The organism is Acinetobacter sp. 231_lipA (assembly GCF_058243005.1).
Genome location: NZ_JBZAYU010000001.1, coordinates 1543359 through 1564419 on the forward strand (window position 1 = coordinate 1543359; position 21061 = coordinate 1564419).

The 21061-nt window shown below is 50.9% G+C and carries 1 protein-coding gene (running past one end of the window); it reads left to right on the forward strand.

The genetic code is table 11. The features are described 5' to 3' along the window. Positions 1 to 21061 carry the 5' portion of a DUF5801 repeats-in-toxin domain-containing protein gene (locus AC4CUX_RS07730; protein ID WP_490792297.1) on the forward strand. 9005 nt of this gene lie beyond the right edge of the window, so only the first 21061 of its 30066 coding nucleotides appear in the window; its start codon is at positions 1 to 3; its stop codon lies off the right edge, out of view.

The following is a 21061-nucleotide window of genomic DNA, read 5'->3' on the forward strand; positions in this document are numbered from 1 at the left end:
ATGAATACAACAGTAAAAGTAATCTCGGTTGACGGTGATGTTTGGCGCTTTTCCAATACAAATAAAAAATTAATTCTAAAAAAAGGGGCGAAACTTCAGGCAAAGGATGTATTGCATCTTTCTGAAGAAAGCAATGTCGTATTGCAGCTTTCAAATGGTCGTGTAGTCGAAATACACGGCAAAGATTTAATCAATAACGATGGTAATTTCAGTCTTAATTCCTTACTGGTCGAGTCAAATTCAGATATCGACAAAATTGTAAATTTTGCAAAATCATTTCAGCAAATGAATGAATCTGAACAACAAAATGATGTTGTTCGCTTAGACGACGGTCGCGTATTCAAAAAAGAGGGTAAAGATTACGTTGAAATTGCAGGAGAGTCTTTTGAGGGTGATCCTGAGGCAACACAAGGCGGCCACCGTTTTGTCCAGATTGCTAGAGTGGGTGAAACTTCTATAGCTGATGGCATTAACCCTTTGATGCTGAATAGGGTGGTCGATAATATTCCACCTTTAGGGATTGAATATCCAGCATCCTTATCAGTTATTAAGCCTTTTGAACATGGTTTGGGCGGTGGAAGTTGGATGCCATTGTCTGTATCTACACTAACAGGAAATACCCCCCCTGTTGCAGTGAATGATAGCTACACCACGCCGCACAACACCCCAGTGGTTCTCAATCCACTACAAGGTGATACCGATCCAGAAAATGACGCCTTAAGCATTACCAGCATTAACGGCGTCACCCTGACACCAGGTACAGCACAGAGCATTCCTGTAACCAATGGCGTTGTGACTGTTGCTGCTGATGGCACCATCACCTTTACTCCAAATACAGGATTTGTGGGTCAAGTTAGCTTCCCATACACCATCAGCGATGGTCATGGCGGTACTAGTCAAGCAATTGAAACCATTACGATAACAAATACTGCACCTGCTGCGGTGAATGACAACTACACCACGCCGCACAACACCCCAGTGGTTCTCAATCCACTACAAGGTGATACCGATCCAGAAAATGACGCCTTAAGCATTAGCAGCATTAACGGCGTCACCCTGACACCAGGTACAGCACAGAGCATTCCTGTAACCAATGGCGTTGTGACTGTTGCTGCTGATGGCACCATCACCTTTACTCCAAATACAGGATTTGTGGGTCAAGTTAGCTTCCCATACACCATCAGCGATGGTCATGGCGGTACTAGTCAAGCAATTGAAACCATTACGATAACAAATACTGCACCTGCTGCGGTGAATGATAACTACACCACGCCGCACAACACCCCAGTGGTTCTCAATCCACTACAAGGTGATACCGATCCAGAAAATGACGCCTTAAGCATTACCAGCATTAACGGCGTCACCCTGACACCAGGTACAGCACAGAGCATTCCTGTAACCAATGGCGTTGTGACTGTTGCTGCTGATGGCACCATCACCTTTACTCCAAATACAGGATTTGTGGGTCAAGTTAGCTTCCCATACACCATCAGCGATGGTCATGGCGGTACTAGTCAAGCAATTGAAACCATTACGATAACAAATACTGCACCAGAGCTGACCTCAGGTAGTGCGCGGGTCTCTGAAGAAGGCTTAGTCGGCGGACTTGCCGATAGCAATGGTGATGACCTCACCAACAGTCGAACCTTTAATGGCAGTCTAGTTGGTGCGGATGTGGACAGCGACGCGGTGTTAACCTATGCGTTTACAGGTGTTCCAAGCGACGTATTGACCTCCAATGGCGTAGCCGTGGTGTGGACATTGGACACCGCGACCAACACTGTCACCGGTACAGCAGGTGCACTCACCATCATCACGGTGGTCTTAGACAGCGCAACAGGCGACTACACCGTCACCTTAGATAGTGCGGTGGATCATGCGGATAACAGCGTAGAAGACATCCTTGACTTCACCATTCCGACCAGCGTTACCGACAACCATGGTGCGACAGCAGCGTCGACGCTGAATGTTATTGTTGAAGATGACGGCCCAAGCGTCAGCGTTGGCAGCACCGCTGCGACATTGACCGTGGATGAAACCGCTTACGGCGTTGATGCGACAGCCAGTTACAGCGATGCGTTCACGCATGCGTTTGGTGCAGACACTGCCGCAGTGACCAATAGCTTGGTCTACAGCTTAAGCACCACCGTCGGCAGCGACAGTGGTCTGGTTGACACCGTAACTGGTGAAAACATCTACCTGTTCCAAGACGTGAATGGCGACATCATTGGACTGGTTGGCGCAGCAGGTGTTGCTGACCCAGCGGGTGCAGAAGCGTTCCGCGTTAGTGTGGATGCGACCAATGCCGACGTGACCTTGAACCAAAGCCGCGCCATCGTGCATGCGGACACTGCGGATCACAACGATGCCTCGGCATTGATCAGCAGCGCGATCACGTTGACAGCGACTGCGACGGATAAAGATGGCGACACGGCCAGTGCGGATCTTGATATTGAAGGCACCTTAAGCTTCTTGGATGACGGCCCAAGCGTCACCACCAACGCGGTACTCACAGTATTAGAAGTTGACGAAACAGTGTTGACCACGAATGACAGCGAAAACTTTGCTAGTGCCTTCACCGTCAACACCTACGGTGCAGATGGACAAGCATTAAGCAACGCGCTAGTTTATAGCCTCGGCATATCAAGTGTTGGTGCAGTGAGTGGTGTGATTGACGTTGCTACAGGTCAGGCAGTTTATCTGTACGCCTTGGTAACAGGTGAAGTGGTCGGCTTAGTGGGCGCAGGAGGCTTTGCGGATCCATTGGGTGCGGAAGCATTCCGTATCAGCGTAAATGCAGGCACAGGAGAAGTGACACTAGATCAAGTCCTTGCGTTAACCCACCCAACAGGCGGTACTGGCTCACCGAATGAACTCATTAACTTAACGACGAATGCAGTGACATTGACGGCTACTGTGACCGACAGAGATGGTGATACTGCTTCTGCAAGTATTAGCTTGGGTGATAAAGTGGGTTTCCGAGATGATGCGCCAACGATTGTGACCACAGGTGCTGTCATTAATGTGGAGGTTGATGAAACAACCTTGGCAACTGACCACACCCAAAACTTCTCCACTGCATTTAATATCAATTATGGTGCAGATGGTGCGGGAACTACGGTGTATAGCTTGGGCATATCAGGTGCTGGTGTACCGAGTGGTGTAGTTGATGTTGCCACTGGTCAAGGTGTCTATCTGTTCCTGGAATCAGGCAGTGTCGTAGGACGTGTTGGTAGTGGTGGTGTGGCAGACGCAGGTGGTGCGGAAGCATTCCGTATCAGCGTAAATGCAGGCACAGGAGAAGTGACACTAGATCAAGTCCTTGCGTTAACCCACCCAACAGGCGGTACTGGCTCACCGAATGAACTCATTAACTTAACGACGAATGCAGTGACATTGACGGCTACTGTGACCGACAGAGATGGTGATACTGCTTCTGCAAGTATTAGCTTGGGTGATAAAGTGGGTTTCCGTGATGATGCGCCAGTGGTAACCACCAATACGGTAAGTACAGCGTTAGAGGTAGATGAAACCGTATTGACCACAGATGATAGCGCAAACTTTGCCAGTGCGTTTACGGTTAATTATGGCGCAGATGGAGCAGCGACAACCAATGCCCTGGTGTACAGCCTGGGGGTTAAAGCCACAGGAGTAGACAGTGGTGTAGTGGATACAGCCACAGGTCAGCGTGTTTATTTATACCTTGAGGGCGGCATCGTTGTAGGTCGTGTAGGTGTAGGCGGATCTGCAAGTTCAACAGGTTTGAAAGCGTTTGAAATCCGTGTAGATAGTGCAACCGCAGAAGTGGGTCTGGATCAGATTCGTTCTCTGGTTCACCCAACAGGTGGTACAGCCTCACCGAATGAGCTGATCACGCTGACCACAGACACCGTGACCCTGACAGCAACAGCGACGGATAAAGATGGTGACGTGCATAGTGCGTTCATCAACCTGGGCGACAAAGTTGGCTTCCGTGATGATGCGCCAGTGGTAACCACCAATACGGTAGGTACAGCGTTAGAAGTAGATGAAACGTTCCTGACCACAGATGATAGCGAAAACTTTGCCAGTGCGTTTAGTGTGAACTACGGTGCAGATGGTGCAGGTAGCACAGCGTACAGCCTGGGGGTTAAAGCCACAGGAGTAGACAGTGGTGTAGTGGATACAGCCACAGGTCAGCGTGTTTATTTATACCTTGAGGGCGGCATCGTTGTAGGTCGTGTAGGTGTAGGCGGATCTGCAAGTTCAACAGGTTTGAAAGCGTTTGAAATCCGTGTAGATAGTGCAACCGCAGAAGTGGGTCTGGATCAGATTCGTTCTCTGGTTCACCCAACAGGTGGTGCAACATCACCGAATGAGCTGATCACGCTGACCACAGACACCGTGACCCTGACAGCAACAGCGACGGATAAAGATGGTGACGTGCATAGTGCGTTCATCAACCTGGGCGACAAAGTTGGCTTCCGTGATGATGCGCCAGTGGTAACCACCAATACGGTAAGTACAGCGTTAGAGGTAGATGAAACCGTATTGACCACAGATGATAGCGAAAACTTTGCCAGTGCGTTTAGTGTGAACTACGGTGCAGATGGTGCAGGTAGCACAGCGTACAGCCTGGGGGTTAAAGCCACAGGAGTAGACAGTGGTGTAGTGGATACAGCCACAGGTCAGCGTGTTTATTTATACCTTGAGGGCGGCATCGTTGTAGGTCGTGTAGGTGTAGGCGGATCTGCAAGTTCAACAGGTTTGAAAGCGTTTGAAATCCGTGTAGATAGTGCAACCGCAGAAGTGGGTCTGGATCAGATTCGTTCTCTGGTTCACCCAACAGGTGGTACAGCCTCACCGAATGAGCTGATCACGCTGACCACAGACACCGTGACCCTGACAGCAACAGCGACGGATAAAGATGGTGACGTGCATAGTGGGTTCATCAACCTGGGCGACAAAGTCGGCTTCCGTGATGATGCGCCAGTGGTAACCACCAATACGGTAAGTACAGCGTTAGAGGTAGATGAAACCGTATTGACCACAGATGATAGCGCAAACTTTGCCAGTGCGTTTACGGTTAATTATGGCGCAGATGGAGCAGCGACAACCAATGCCCTGGTGTACAGCCTGGGGGTTAAAGCCACAGGAGTAGACAGTGGTGTAGTGGATACAGCCACAGGTCAGCGTGTTTATTTATACCTTGAGGGCGGCATCGTTGTAGGTCGTGTAGGTGTAGGCGGATCTGCAAGTTCAACAGGTTTGAAAGCGTTTGAAATCCGTGTAGATAGTGCAACCGCAGAAGTGGGTCTGGATCAGATTCGTTCTCTGGTTCACCCAACAGGTGGTACAGCCTCACCGAATGAGCTGATCACGCTGACCACAGACACCGTGACCCTGACAGCAACAGCGACGGATAAAGATGGTGACGTGCATAGTGCGTTCATCAACCTGGGCGACAAAGTTGGCTTCCGTGATGATGCGCCAGTGGTAACCACCAATACGGTAGGTACAGCGTTAGAAGTAGATGAAACGTTCCTGACCACAGATGATAGCGAAAACTTTGCCAGTGCGTTTAGTGTGAACTACGGTGCAGATGGTGCAGGTAGCACAGCGTACAGCCTGGGGGTTAAAGCCACAGGAGTAGACAGTGGTGTAGTGGATACAGCCACAGGTCAGCGTGTTTATTTATACCTTGAGGGCGGCATCGTTGTAGGTCGTGTAGGTGTAGGCGGATCTGCAAGTTCAACAGGTTTGAAAGCGTTTGAAATCCGTGTAGATAGTGCAACCGCAGAAGTGGGTCTGGATCAGATTCGTTCTCTGGTTCACCCAACAGGTGGTACAGCGTCACCGAATGAGCTGATCACGCTGACCACAGACACCGTGACCCTGACAGCAACAGCGACGGATAAAGATGGTGACGTGCATAGTGCGTTCATCAACCTGGGCGACAAAGTTGGCTTCCGTGATGATGCGCCAGTGGTAACCACCAATACGGTAATTACAGCGTTAGAAGTAGATGAAACGTTCCTGACCACAGATGATAGCGAAAACTTTGCCAGTGCGTTTAGTGTGAACTACGGTGCAGATGGTGCAGGTAGCACAGCGTACAGCCTGGGGGTTGAAGCCACAGGAGTAGACAGTGGTGTAGTTGATACAGCCACAGGCGAGAAAGTCTATCTGTATCTTGAAAGTGGTGTAGTGGTTGGACGTGTGGGTAATGCAGGTTCAGCGGACGCATCAGGTGCGAAAGCGTTTGAAATCCGTGTAGATAGTGCGACCGCAGAAGTGGGTCTGGATCAGATTCGTTCTCTGGTTCACCCAACAGGTGGTACAGCGTCACCGAATGAGCTGATCACGCTGACCACAGACACCGTGACCCTGACAGCAACAGCGACGGATAAAGATGGTGACGTGCATAGTGCGTTCATCAACCTGGGCGACAAAGTTGGCTTCCGTGATGATGCGCCAGTGGTAACCACCAATACGGTAGGTACAGCGTTAGAAGTAGATGAAACGTTCCTGACCACAGATGATAGCGAAAACTTTGCCAGTGCGTTTAGTGTGAACTACGGTGCAGATGGTGCAGGTAGCACAGCGTACAGCCTGGGGGTTAAAGCCACAGGAGTAGACAGTGGTGTAGTTGATACAGCCACAGGCGAGAAAGTCTATCTGTATCTTGAAAGTGGTGTAGTGGTTGGACGTGTGGGTAATGCAGGTTCAGCGGACGCATCAGGTGCGAAAGCGTTTGAAATCCGTGTAGATAGTGCGACCGCAGAAGTGGGTCTGGATCAGATTCGTTCTCTGGTTCACCCAACAGGTGGTACAGCGTCACCGAATGAGCTGATCACGCTGACCACAGACACCGTGACCCTGACAGCAACAGCGACGGATAAAGATGGTGACGTGCATAGTGCGTTCATCAACCTGGGCGACAAAGTTGGCTTCCGTGATGATGCGCCAGTGGTAACCACCAATACGGTAATTACAGCGTTAGAAGTAGATGAAACGTTCCTGACCACAGATGATAGCGAAAACTTTGCCAGTGCGTTTAGTGTGAACTACGGTGCAGATGGTGCAGGTAGCACAGCGTACAGCCTGGGGGTTAAAGCCACAGGAGTAGACAGTGGTGTAGTGGATACAGCCACAGGTCAGCGTGTTTATTTATACCTTGAGGGCGGCATCGTTGTAGGTCGTGTAGGTGTAGGCGGATCTGCAAGTTCAACAGGTTTGAAAGCGTTTGAAATCCGTGTAGATAGTGCAACCGCAGAAGTGGGTCTGGATCAGATTCGTTCTCTGGTTCACCCAACAGGTGGTGCAACATCACCGAATGAGCTGATCACGCTGACCACAGACACCGTGACCCTGACAGCAACAGCGACGGATAAAGATGGTGACGTGCATAGTGCGTTCATCAACCTGGGCGACAAAGTTGGCTTCCGTGATGATGCGCCAGTGGTAACCACCAATACGGTAGGTACAGCGTTAGAAGTAGATGAAACGTTCCTGACCACAGATGATAGCGAAAACTTTGCCAGTGCGTTTAGTGTGAACTACGGTGCAGATGGTGCAGGTAGCACAGCGTACAGCCTGGGGGTTAAAGCCACAGGAGTAGACAGTGGTGTAGTGGATACAGCCACAGGTCAGCGTGTTTATTTATACCTTGAGGGCGGCATCGTTGTAGGTCGTGTAGGTGTAGGCGGATCTGCAAGTTCAACAGGTTTGAAAGCGTTTGAAATCCGTGTAGATAGTGCAACCGCAGAAGTGGGTCTGGATCAGATTCGTTCTCTGGTTCACCCAACAGGTGGTACAGCGTCACCGAATGAGCTGATCACGCTGACCACAGACACCGTGACCCTGACAGCAACAGCGACGGATAAAGATGGTGACGTGCATAGTGCGTTCATCAACCTGGGCGACAAAGTTGGCTTCCGTGATGATGCGCCAGTGGTAACCACCAATACGGTAATTACAGCGTTAGAAGTAGATGAAACGTTCCTGACCACAGATGATAGCGAAAACTTTGCCAGTGCGTTTAGTGTGAACTACGGTGCAGATGGTGCAGGTAGCACAGCGTACAGCCTGGGGGTTAAAGCCACAGGAGTAGACAGTGGTGTAGTTGATACAGCCACAGGCGAGAAAGTCTATCTGTATCTTGAAAGTGGTGTAGTGGTTGGACGTGTGGGTAATGCAGGTTCAGCGGACGCATCAGGTGCGAAAGCGTTTGAAATCCGTGTAGATAGTGCGACCGCAGAAGTGGGTCTGGATCAGATTCGTTCTTTGGTTCACCCAACAGGTGGTACAGCGTCACCGAATGAGCTGATCACGCTGACCACAGACACCGTGACCCTGACAGCAACAGCGACGGATAAAGATGGTGACGTGCATAGTGCGTTCATCAACCTGGGCGACAAAGTCGGCTTCCGTGATGATGCGCCAGTGGTAACCACCAATACGGTAAGTACAGCGTTAGAGGTAGATGAAACCGTATTGACCACAGATGATAGCGCAAACTTTGCCAGTGCGTTTACGGTTAATTATGGCGCAGATGGAGCAGCGACAACCAATGCCCTGGTGTACAGCCTGGGGGTTAAAGCCACAGGAGTAGACAGTGGTGTAGTGGATACAGCCACAGGTCAGCGTGTTTATTTATACCTTGAGGGCGGCATCGTTGTAGGTCGTGTAGGTGTAGGCGGATCTGCAAGTTCAACAGGTTTGAAAGCGTTTGAAATCCGTGTAGATAGTGCAACCGCAGAAGTGGGTCTGGATCAGATTCGTTCTCTGGTTCACCCAACAGGTGGTACAGCCTCACCGAATGAGCTGATCACGCTGACCACAGACACCGTGACCCTGACAGCAACAGCGACGGATAAAGATGGTGACGTGCATAGTGCGTTCATCAACCTGGGCGACAAAGTTGGCTTCCGTGATGATGCGCCAGTGGTAACCACCAATACGGTAGGTACAGCGTTAGAAGTAGATGAAACGTTCCTGACCACAGATGATAGCGAAAACTTTGCCAGTGCGTTTAGTGTGAACTACGGTGCAGATGGTGCAGGTAGCACAGCGTACAGCCTGGGGGTTAAAGCCACAGGAGTAGACAGTGGTGTAGTTGATACAGCCACAGGCGAGAAAGTCTATCTGTATCTTGAAAGTGGTGTAGTGGTTGGACGTGTGGGTAATGCAGGTTCAGCGGACGCATCAGGTGCGAAAGCGTTTGAAATCCGTGTAGATAGTGCGACCGCAGAAGTGGGTCTGGATCAGATTCGTTCTCTGGTTCACCCAACAGGTGGTACAGCGTCACCGAATGAGCTGATCACGCTGACCACAGACACCGTGACCCTGACAGCAACAGCGACGGATAAAGATGGTGACGTGCATAGTGCGTTCATCAACCTGGGCGACAAAGTTGGCTTCCGTGATGATGCGCCAGTGGTAACCACCAATACGGTAATTACAGCGTTAGAAGTAGATGAAACGTTCCTGACCACAGATGATAGCGAAAACTTTGCCAGTGCGTTTAGTGTGAACTACGGTGCAGATGGTGCAGGTAGCACAGCGTACAGCCTGGGGGTTAAAGCCACAGGAGTAGACAGTGGTGTAGTGGATACAGCCACAGGTCAGCGTGTTTATTTATACCTTGAGGGCGGCATCGTTGTAGGTCGTGTAGGTGTAGGCGGATCTGCAAGTTCAACAGGTTTGAAAGCGTTTGAAATCCGTGTAGATAGTGCAACCGCAGAAGTGGGTCTGGATCAGATTCGTTCTCTGGTTCACCCAACAGGTGGTACAGCCTCACCGAATGAGCTGATCACGCTGACCACAGACACCGTGACCCTGACAGCAACAGCGACGGATAAAGATGGTGACGTGCATAGTGCGTTCATCAACCTGGGCGACAAAGTTGGCTTCCGTGATGATGCGCCAGTGGTAACCACCAATACGGTAGGTACAGCGTTAGAAGTAGATGAAACGTTCCTGACCACAGATGATAGCGAAAACTTTGCCAGTGCGTTTAGTGTGAACTACGGTGCAGATGGTGCAGGTAGCACAGCGTACAGCCTGGGGGTTAAAGCCACAGGAGTAGACAGTGGTGTAGTGGATACAGCCACAGGTCAGCGTGTTTATTTATACCTTGAGGGCGGCATCGTTGTAGGTCGTGTAGGTGTAGGCGGATCTGCAAGTTCAACAGGTTTGAAAGCGTTTGAAATCCGTGTAGATAGTGCAACCGCAGAAGTGGGTCTGGATCAGATTCGTTCTCTGGTTCACCCAACAGGTGGTACAGCGTCACCGAATGAGCTGATCACGCTGACCACAGACACCGTGACCCTGACAGCAACAGCGACGGATAAAGATGGTGACGTGCATAGTGCGTTCATCAACCTGGGCGACAAAGTTGGCTTCCGTGATGATGCGCCAGTGGTAACCACCAATACGGTAATTACAGCGTTAGAAGTAGATGAAACGTTCCTGACCACAGATGATAGCGAAAACTTTGCCAGTGCGTTTAGTGTGAACTACGGTGCAGATGGTGCAGGTAGCACAGCGTACAGCCTGGGGGTTAAAGCCACAGGAGTAGACAGTGGTGTAGTGGATACAGCCACAGGTCAGCGTGTTTATTTATACCTTGAGGGCGGCATCGTTGTAGGTCGTGTAGGTGTAGGCGGATCTGCAAGTTCAACAGGTTTGAAAGCGTTTGAAATCCGTGTAGATAGTGCAACCGCAGAAGTGGGTCTGGATCAGATTCGTTCTCTGGTTCACCCAACAGGTGGTACAGCGTCACCGAATGAGCTGATCACGCTGACCACAGACACCGTGACCCTGACAGCAACAGCGACGGATAAAGATGGTGACGTGCATAGTGCGTTCATCAACCTGGGCGACAAAGTTGGCTTCCGTGATGATGCGCCAGTGGTAACCACCAATACGGTAATTACAGCGTTAGAAGTAGATGAAACGTTCCTGACCACAGATGATAGCGAAAACTTTGCCAGTGCGTTTAGTGTGAACTACGGTGCAGATGGTGCAGGTAGCACAGCGTACAGCCTGGGGGTTGAAGCCACAGGAGTAGACAGTGGTGTAGTTGATACAGCCACAGGCGAGAAAGTCTATCTGTATCTTGAAAGTGGTGTAGTGGTTGGACGTGTGGGTAATGCAGGTTCAGCGGACGCATCAGGTGCGAAAGCGTTTGAAATCCGTGTAGATAGTGCGACCGCAGAAGTGGGTCTGGATCAGATTCGTTCTCTGGTTCACCCAACAGGTGGTACAGCGTCACCGAATGAGCTGATCACGCTGACCACAGACACCGTGACCCTGACAGCAACAGCGACGGATAAAGATGGTGACGTGCATAGTGCGTTCATCAACCTGGGCGACAAAGTTGGCTTCCGTGATGATGCGCCAGTGGTAACCACCAATACGGTAAGTACAGCGTTAGAGGTAGATGAAACCGTATTGACCACAGATGATAGCGCAAACTTTGCCAGTGCGTTTACGGTTAATTATGGCGCAGATGGAGCAGCGACAACCAATGCCCTGGTGTACAGCCTGGGGGTTAAAGCCACAGGAGTAGACAGTGGTGTAGTTGATACAGCCACAGGCGAGAAAGTCTATCTGTATCTTGAAAGTGGTGTAGTGGTTGGACGTGTGGGTAATGCAGGTTCAGCGGACGCATCAGGTGCGAAAGCGTTTGAAATCCGTGTAGATAGTGCAACCGCAGAAGTGGGTCTGGATCAGATTCGTTCTCTGGTTCACCCAACAGGTGGTACAGCCTCACCGAATGAGCTGATCACGCTGACCACAGACACCGTGACCCTGACAGCAACAGCGACGGATAAAGATGGTGACGTGCATAGTGCGTTCATCAACCTGGGCGACAAAGTTGGCTTCCGTGATGATGCGCCAGTGGTAACCACCAATACGGTAGGTACAGCGTTAGAAGTAGATGAAACGTTCCTGACCACAGATGATAGCGAAAACTTTGCCAGTGCGTTTAGTGTGAACTACGGTGCAGATGGTGCAGGTAGCACAGCGTACAGCCTGGGGGTTAAAGCCACAGGAGTAGACAGTGGTGTAGTGGATACAGCCACAGGTCAGCGTGTTTATTTATACCTTGAGGGCGGCATCGTTGTAGGTCGTGTAGGTGTAGGCGGATCTGCAAGTTCAACAGGTTTGAAAGCGTTTGAAATCCGTGTAGATAGTGCAACCGCAGAAGTGGGTCTGGATCAGATTCGTTCTCTGGTTCACCCAACAGGTGGTACAGCGTCACCGAATGAGCTGATCACGCTGACCACAGACACCGTGACCCTGACAGCAACAGCGACGGATAAAGATGGTGACGTGCATAGTGGGTTCATCAACCTGGGCGACAAAGTCGGCTTCCGTGATGATGCGCCAGTGGTAACCACCAATACGGTAAGTACAGCGTTAGAGGTAGATGAAACCGTATTGACCACAGATGATAGCGCAAACTTTGCCAGTGCGTTTACGGTTAATTATGGCGCAGATGGAGCAGCGACAACCAATGCCCTGGTGTACAGCCTGGGGGTTAAAGCCACAGGAGTAGACAGTGGTGTAGTGGATACAGCCACAGGTCAGCGTGTTTATTTATACCTTGAGGGCGGCATCGTTGTAGGTCGTGTAGGTGTAGGCGGATCTGCAAGTTCAACAGGTTTGAAAGCGTTTGAAATCCGTGTAGATAGTGCAACCGCAGAAGTGGGTCTGGATCAGATTCGTTCTCTGGTTCACCCAACAGGTGGTGCAACATCACCGAATGAGCTGATCACGCTGACCACAGACACCGTGACCCTGACAGCAACAGCGACGGATAAAGATGGTGACGTGCATAGTGCGTTCATCAACCTGGGCGACAAAGTTGGCTTCCGTGATGATGCGCCAGTGGTAACCACCAATACGGTAGGTACAGCGTTAGAAGTAGATGAAACGTTCCTGACCACAGATGATAGCGAAAACTTTGCCAGTGCGTTTAGTGTGAACTACGGTGCAGATGGTGCAGGTAGCACAGCGTACAGCCTGGGGGTTGAAGCCACAGGAGTAGACAGTGGTGTAGTGGATACAGCCACAGGCGAGAAAGTCTATCTGTATCTTGAAAGTGGTGTAGTGGTTGGACGTGTGGGTAATGCAGGTTCAGCGGACGCATCAGGTGCGAAAGCGTTTGAAATCCGTGTAGATAGTGCGACCGCAGAAGTGACGCTGGATCAGATTCGTTCTCTGGTTCACCCAACAGGTGGTACAGCCTCACCGAATGAGCTGATCACGCTGACCACAGACACCGTGACCCTGACAGCAACAGCGACGGATAAAGATGGTGACGTGCATAGTGCGTTCATCAACCTGGGCGACAAAGTTGGCTTCCGTGATGATGCGCCAGTGGTAACCACCAATACGGTAGGTACAGCGTTAGAAGTAGATGAAACGTTCCTGACCACAGATGATAGCGAAAACTTTGCCAGTGCGTTTAGTGTGAACTACGGTGCAGATGGTGCAGGTAGCACAGCGTACAGCCTGGGGGTTAAAGCCACAGGAGTAGACAGTGGTGTAGTTGATACAGCCACAGGCGAGAAAGTCTATCTGTATCTTGAAAGTGGTGTAGTGGTTGGACGTGTGGGTAATGCAGGTTCAGCGGACGCATCAGGTGCGAAAGCGTTTGAAATCCGTGTAGATAGTGCAACCGCAGAAGTGGGTCTGGATCAGATTCGTTCTCTGGTTCACCCAACAGGTGGTACAGCCTCACCGAATGAGCTGATCACGCTGACCACAGACACCGTGACCCTGACAGCAACAGCGACGGATAAAGATGGTGACGTGCATAGTGCGTTCATCAACCTGGGCGACAAAGTTGGCTTCCGTGATGATGCGCCAGTGGTAACCACCAATACGGTAGGTACAGCGTTAGAAGTAGATGAAACGTTCCTGACCACAGATGATAGCGAAAACTTTGCCAGTGCGTTTAGTGTGAACTACGGTGCAGATGGTGCAGGTAGCACAGCGTACAGCCTGGGGGTTAAAGCCACAGGAGTAGACAGTGGTGTAGTGGATACAGCCACAGGTCAGCGTGTTTATTTATACCTTGAGGGCGGCATCGTTGTAGGTCGTGTAGGTGTAGGCGGATCTGCAAGTTCAACAGGTTTGAAAGCGTTTGAAATCCGTGTAGATAGTGCGACCGCAGAAGTGGGTCTGGATCAGATTCGTTCTTTGGTTCACCCAACAGGTGGTACAGCGTCACCGAATGAGCTGATCACGCTGACCACAGACACCGTGACCCTGACAGCAACAGCGACGGATAAAGATGGTGACGTGCATAGTGCGTTCATCAACCTGGGCGACAAAGTTGGCTTCCGTGATGATGCGCCAGTGGTAACCACCAATACGGTAGGTACAGCGTTAGAAGTAGATGAAACGTTCCTGACCACAGATGATAGCGAAAACTTTGCCAGTGCGTTTAGTGTGAACTACGGTGCAGATGGTGCAGGTAGCACAGCGTACAGCCTGGGGGTTAAAGCCACAGGAGTAGACAGTGGTGTAGTTGATACAGCCACAGGCGAGAAAGTCTATCTGTATCTTGAAAGTGGTGTAGTGGTTGGACGTGTGGGTAATGCAGGTTCAGCGGACGCATCAGGTGCGAAAGCGTTTGAAATCCGTGTAGATAGTGCGACCGCAGAAGTGGGTCTGGATCAGATTCGTTCTCTGGTTCACCCAACAGGTGGTACAGCGTCACCGAATGAGCTGATCACGCTGACCACAGACACCGTGACCCTGACAGCAACAGCGACGGATAAAGATGGTGACGTGCATAGTGCGTTCATCAACCTGGGCGACAAAGTTGGCTTCCGTGATGATGCGCCAGTGGTAACCACCAATACGGTAATTACAGCGTTAGAAGTAGATGAAACGTTCCTGACCACAGATGATAGCGAAAACTTTGCCAGTGCGTTTAGTGTGAACTACGGTGCAGATGGTGCAGGTAGCACAGCGTACAGCCTGGGGGTTAAAGCCACAGGAGTAGACAGTGGTGTAGTGGATACAGCCACAGGCGAGAAAGTCTATCTGTATCTTGAAAGTGGTGTAGTGGTTGGACGTGTGGGTAATGCAGGTTCAGCGGACGCATCAGGTGCGAAAGCGTTTGAAATCCGTGTAGATAGTGCGACCGCAGAAGTGGGTCTGGATCAGATTCGTTCTTTGGTTCACCCAACAGGTGGTACAGCGTCACCGAATGAGCTGATCACGCTGACCACAGACACCGTGACCCTGACAGCAACAGCGACGGATAAAGATGGTGACGTGCATAGTGGGTTCATCAACCTGGGCGACAAAGTCGGCTTCCGTGATGATGCGCCAGTGGTAACCACCAATACGGTAAGTACAGCGTTAGAGGTAGATGAAACCGTATTGACCACAGATGATAGCGCAAACTTTGCCAGTGCGTTTACGGTTAATTATGGCGCAGATGGAGCAGCGACAACCAATGCCCTGGTGTACAGCCTGGGGGTTAAAGCCACAGGAGTAGACAGTGGTGTAGTTGATACAGCCACAGGCGAGAAAGTCTATCTGTATCTTGAAAGTGGTGTAGTGGTTGGACGTGTGGGTAATGCAGGTTCAGCGGACGCATCAGGTGCGAAAGCGTTTGAAATCCGTGTAGATAGTGCAACCGCAGAAGTGGGTCTGGATCAGATTCGTTCTCTGGTTCACCCAACAGGTGGTACAGCCTCACCGAATGAGCTGATCACGCTGACCACAGACACCGTGACCCTGACAGCAACAGCGACGGATAAAGATGGTGACGTGCATAGTGCGTTCATCAACCTGGGCGACAAAGTTGGCTTCCGTGATGATGCGCCAGTGGTAACCACCAATACGGTAGGTACAGCGTTAGAAGTAGATGAAACGTTCCTGACCACAGATGATAGCGAAAACTTTGCCAGTGCGTTTAGTGTGAACTACGGTGCAGATGGTGCAGGTAGCACAGCGTACAGCCTGGGGGTTAAAGCCACAGGAGTAGACAGTGGTGTAGTTGATACAGCCACAGGCGAGAAAGTCTATCTGTATCTTGAAAGTGGTGTAGTGGTTGGACGTGTGGGTAATGCAGGTTCAGCGGACGCATCAGGTGCGAAAGCGTTTGAAATCCGTGTAGATAGTGCGACCGCAGAAGTGGGTCTGGATCAGATTCGTTCTTTGGTTCACCCAACAGGTGGTACAGCGTCACCGAATGAGCTGATCACGCTGACCACAGACACCGTGACCCTGACAGCAACAGCGACGGATAAAGATGGTGACGTGCATAGTGCGTTCATCAACCTGGGCGACAAAGTCGGCTTCCGTGATGATGCGCCAGTGGTAACCACCAATACGGTAAGTACAGCGTTAGAGGTAGATGAAACCGTATTGACCACAGATGATAGCGCAAACTTTGCCAGTGCGTTTACGGTTAATTATGGCGCAGATGGAGCAGCGACAACCAATGCCCTGGTGTACAGCCTGGGGGTTAAAGCCACAGGAGTAGACAGTGGTGTAGTTGATACAGCCACAGGCGAGAAAGTCTATCTGTATCTTGAAAGTGGTGTAGTGGTTGGACGTGTGGGTAATGCAGGTTCAGCGGACGCATCAGGTGCGAAAGCGTTTGAAATCCGTGTAGATAGTGCAACCGCAGAAGTGGGTCTGGATCAGATTCGTTCTCTGGTTCACCCAACAGGTGGTACAGCCTCACCGAATGAGCTGATCACGCTGACCACAGACACCGTGACCCTGACAGCAACAGCGACGGATAAAGATGGTGACGTGCATAGTGCGTTCATCAACCTGGGCGACAAAGTTGGCTTCCGTGATGATGCGCCAGTGGTAACCACCAATACGGTAGGTACAGCGTTAGAAGTAGATGAAACGTTCCTGACCACAGATGATAGCGAAAACTTTGCCAGTGCGTTTAGTGTGAACTACGGTGCAGATGGTGCAGGTAGCACAGCGTACAGCCTGGGGGTTAAAGCCACAGGAGTAGACAGTGGTGTAGTGGATACAGCCACAGGTCAGCGTGTTTATTTATACCTTGAGGGCGGCATCGTTGTAGGTCGTGTAGGTGTAGGCGGATCTGCAAGTTCAACAGGTTTGAAAGCGTTTGAAATCCGTGTAGATAGTGCAACCGCAGAAGTGACGCTGGATCAGATTCGTTCTCTGGTTCACCCAACAGGTGGTACAGCCTCACCGAATGAGCTGATCACGCTGACCACAGACACCGTGACCCTGACAGCAACAGCGACGGATAAAGATGGTGACGTGCATAGTGCGTTCATCAACCTGGGCGACAAAGTTGGCTTCCGTGATGATGCGCCAGTGGTAACCACCAATACGGTAGGTACAGCGTTAGAAGTAGATGAAACGTTCCTGACCACAGATGATAGCGAAAACTTTGCCAGTGCGTTTAGTGTGAACTACGGTGCAGATGGTGCAGGTAGCACAGCGTACAGCCTGGGGGTTAAAGCCACAGGAGTAGACAGTGGTGTAGTGGATACAGCCACAGGTCAGCGTGTTTATTTATACCTTGAGGGCGGCATCGTTGTAGGTCGTGTAGGTGTAGGCGGATCTGCAAGTTCAACAGGTTTGAAAGCGTTTGAAATCCGTGTAGATAGTGCAACCGCAGAAGTGACGCTGGATCAGATTCGTTCTCTGGTTCACCCAACAGGTGGTACAGCCTCACCGAATGAGCTGATCACGCTGACCACAGACACCGTGACCCTGACAGCAACAGCGACGGATAAAGATGGTGACGTGCATAGTGCGTTCATCAACCTGGGCGACAAAGTTGGCTTCCGTGATGATGCGCCAGTGGTAACCACCAATACGGTAGGTACAGCGTTAGAAGTAGATGAAACGTTCCTGACCACAGATGATAGCGAAAACTTTGCCAGTGCGTTTAGTGTGAACTACGGTGCAGATGGTGCAGGTAGCACAGCGTACAGCCTGGGGGTTAAAGCCACAGGAGTAGACAGTGGTGTAGTTGATACAGCCACAGGCGAGAAAGTCTATCTGTATCTTGAAAGTGGTGTAGTGGTTGGACGTGTGGGTAATGCAGGTTCAGCGGACGCATCAGGTGCGAAAGCGTTTGAAATCCGTGTAGATAGTGCGACCGCAGAAGTGGGTCTGGATCAGATTCGTTCTCTGGTTCACCCAACAGGTGGTACAGCGTCACCGAATGAGCTGATCACGCTGACCACAGACACCGTGACCCTGACAGCAACAGCGACGGATAAAGATGGTGACGTGCATAGTGCGTTCATCAACCTGGGCGACAAAGTTGGCTTCCGTGATGATGCGCCAGTGGTAACCACCAATACGGTAATTACAGCGTTAGAAGTAGATGAAACGTTCCTGACCACAGATGATAGCGAAAACTTTGCCAGTGCGTTTAGTGTGAACTACGGTGCAGATGGTGCAGGTAGCACAGCGTACAGCCTGGGGGTTAAAGCCACAGGAGTAGACAGTGGTGTAGTGGATACAGCCACAGGTCAGCGTGTTTATTTATACCTTGAGGGCGGCATCGTTGTAGGTCGTGTAGGTGTAGGCGGATCTGCAAGTTCAACAGGTTTGAAAGCGTTTGAAATCCGTGTAGATAGTGCAACCGCAGAAGTGGGTCTGGATCAGATTCGTTCTCTGGTTCACCCAACAGGTGGTACAGCCTCACCGAATGAGCTGATCACGCTGACCACAGACACCGTGACCCTGACAGCAACAGCGACGGATAAAGATGGTGACGTGCATAGTGCGTTCATCAACCTGGGCGACAAAGTTGGCTTCCGTGATGATGCGCCAGTGGTAACCACCAATACGGTAGGTACAGCGTTAGAAGTAGATGAAACGTTCCTGACCACAGATGATAGCGAAAACTTTGCCAGTGCGTTTAGTGTGAACTACGGTGCAGATGGTGCAGGTAGCACAGCGTACAGCCTGGGGGTTAAAGCCACAGGAGTAGACAGTGGTGTAGTGGATACAGCCACAGGTCAGCGTGTTTATTTATACCTTGAGGGCGGCATCGTTGTAGGTCGTGTAGGTGTAGGCGGATCTGCAAGTTCAACAGGTTTGAAAGCGTTTGAAATCCGTGTAGATAGTGCAACCGCAGAAGTGGGTCTGGATCAGATTCGTTCTCTGGTTCACCCAACAGGTGGTGCAACATCACCGAATGAGCTGATCACGCTGACCACAGACACCGTGACCCTGACAGCAACAGCGACGGATAAAGATGGTGACGTGCATAGTGCGTTCATCAACCTGGGCGACAAAGTTGGCTTCCGTGATGATGCGCCAGTGGTAACCACCAATACGGTAGGTACAGCGTTAGAAGTAGATGAAACGTTCCTGACCACAGATGATAGCGAAAACTTTGCCAGTGCGTTTAGTGTGAACTACGGTGCAGATGGTGCAGGTAGCACAGCGTACAGCCTGGGGGTTAAAGCCACAGGAGTAGACAGTGGTGTAGTGGATACAGCCACAGGTCAGCGTGTTTATTTATACCTTGAGGGCGGCATCGTTGTAGGTCGTGTAGGTGTAGGCGGATCTGCAAGTTCAACAGGTTTGAAAGCGTTTGAAATCCGTGTAGATAGTGCAACCGCAGAAGTGGGTCTGGATCAGATTCGTTCTCTGGTTCACCCAACAGGTGGTACAGCCTCACCGAATGAGCTGATCACGCTGACCACAGACACCGTGACCCTGACAGCAACAGCGACGGATAAAGATGGTGACGTGCATAGTGCGTTCATCAACCTGGGCGACAAAGTTGGCTTCCGTGATGATGCGCCAGTGGTAACCACCAATACGGTAGGTACAGCGTTAGAAGTAGATGAAACGTTCCTGACCACAGATGATAGCGAAAACTTTGCCAGTGCGTTTAGTGTGAACTACGGTGCAGATGGTGCAGGTAGCACAGCGTACAGCCTGGGGGTTAAAGCCACAGGAGTAGACAGTGGTGTAGTGGATACAGCCACAGGTCAGCGTGTTTATTTATACCTTGAGGGCGGCATCGTTGTAGGTCGTGTAGGTGTAGGCGGATCTGCAAGTTCAACAGGTTTGAAAGCGTTTGAAATCCGTGTAGATAGTGCAACCGCAGAAGTGGGTCTGGATCAGATTCGTTCTCTGGTTCACCCAACAGGTGGTGCAACATCACCGAATGAGCTGATCACGCTGACCACAGACACCGTGACCCTGACAGCAACAGCGACGGATAAAGATGGTGACGTGCATAGTGCGTTCATCAACCTGGGCGACAAAGTTGGCTTCCGTGATGATGCGCCAGTGGTAACCACCAATACGGTAGGTACAGCGTTAGAAGTAGATGAAACGTTCCTGACCACAGATGATAGCGAAAACTTTGCCAGTGCGTTTAGTGTGAACTACGGTGCAGATGGTGCAGGTAGCACAGCGTACAGCCTGGGGGTTAAAGCCACAGGAGTAGACAGTGGTGTAGTTGATACAGCCACAGGCGAGAAAGTCTATCTGTATCTTGAAAGTGGTGTAGTGGTTGGACGTGTGGGTAATGCAGGTTCAGCGGACGCATCAGGTGCGAAAGCGTTTGAAATCCGTGTAGATAGTGCAACCGCAGAAGTGGGTCTGGATCAGATTCGTTCTCTGGTTCACCCAACAGGTGGTACAGCCTCACCGAATGAGCTGATCACGCTGACCACAGACACCGTGACCCTGACAGCAACAGCGACGGATAAAGATGGTGACGTGCATAGTGCGTTCATCAACCTGGGCGACAAAGTTGGCTTCCGTGATGATGCGCCAGTGGTAACCACCAATACGGTAGGTACAGCGTTAGAAGTAGATGAAACGTTCCTGACCACAGATGATAGCGAAAACTTTGCCAGTGCGTTTAGTGTGAACTACGGTGCAGATGGTGCAGGTAGCACAGCGTACAGCCTGGGGGTTAAAGCCACAGGAGTAGACAGTGGTGTAGTGGATACAGCCACAGGTCAGCGTGTTTATTTATACCTTGAGGGCGGCATCGTTGTAGGTCGTGTAGGTGTAGGCGGATCTGCAAGTTCAACAGGTTTGAAAGCGTTTGAAATCCGTGTAG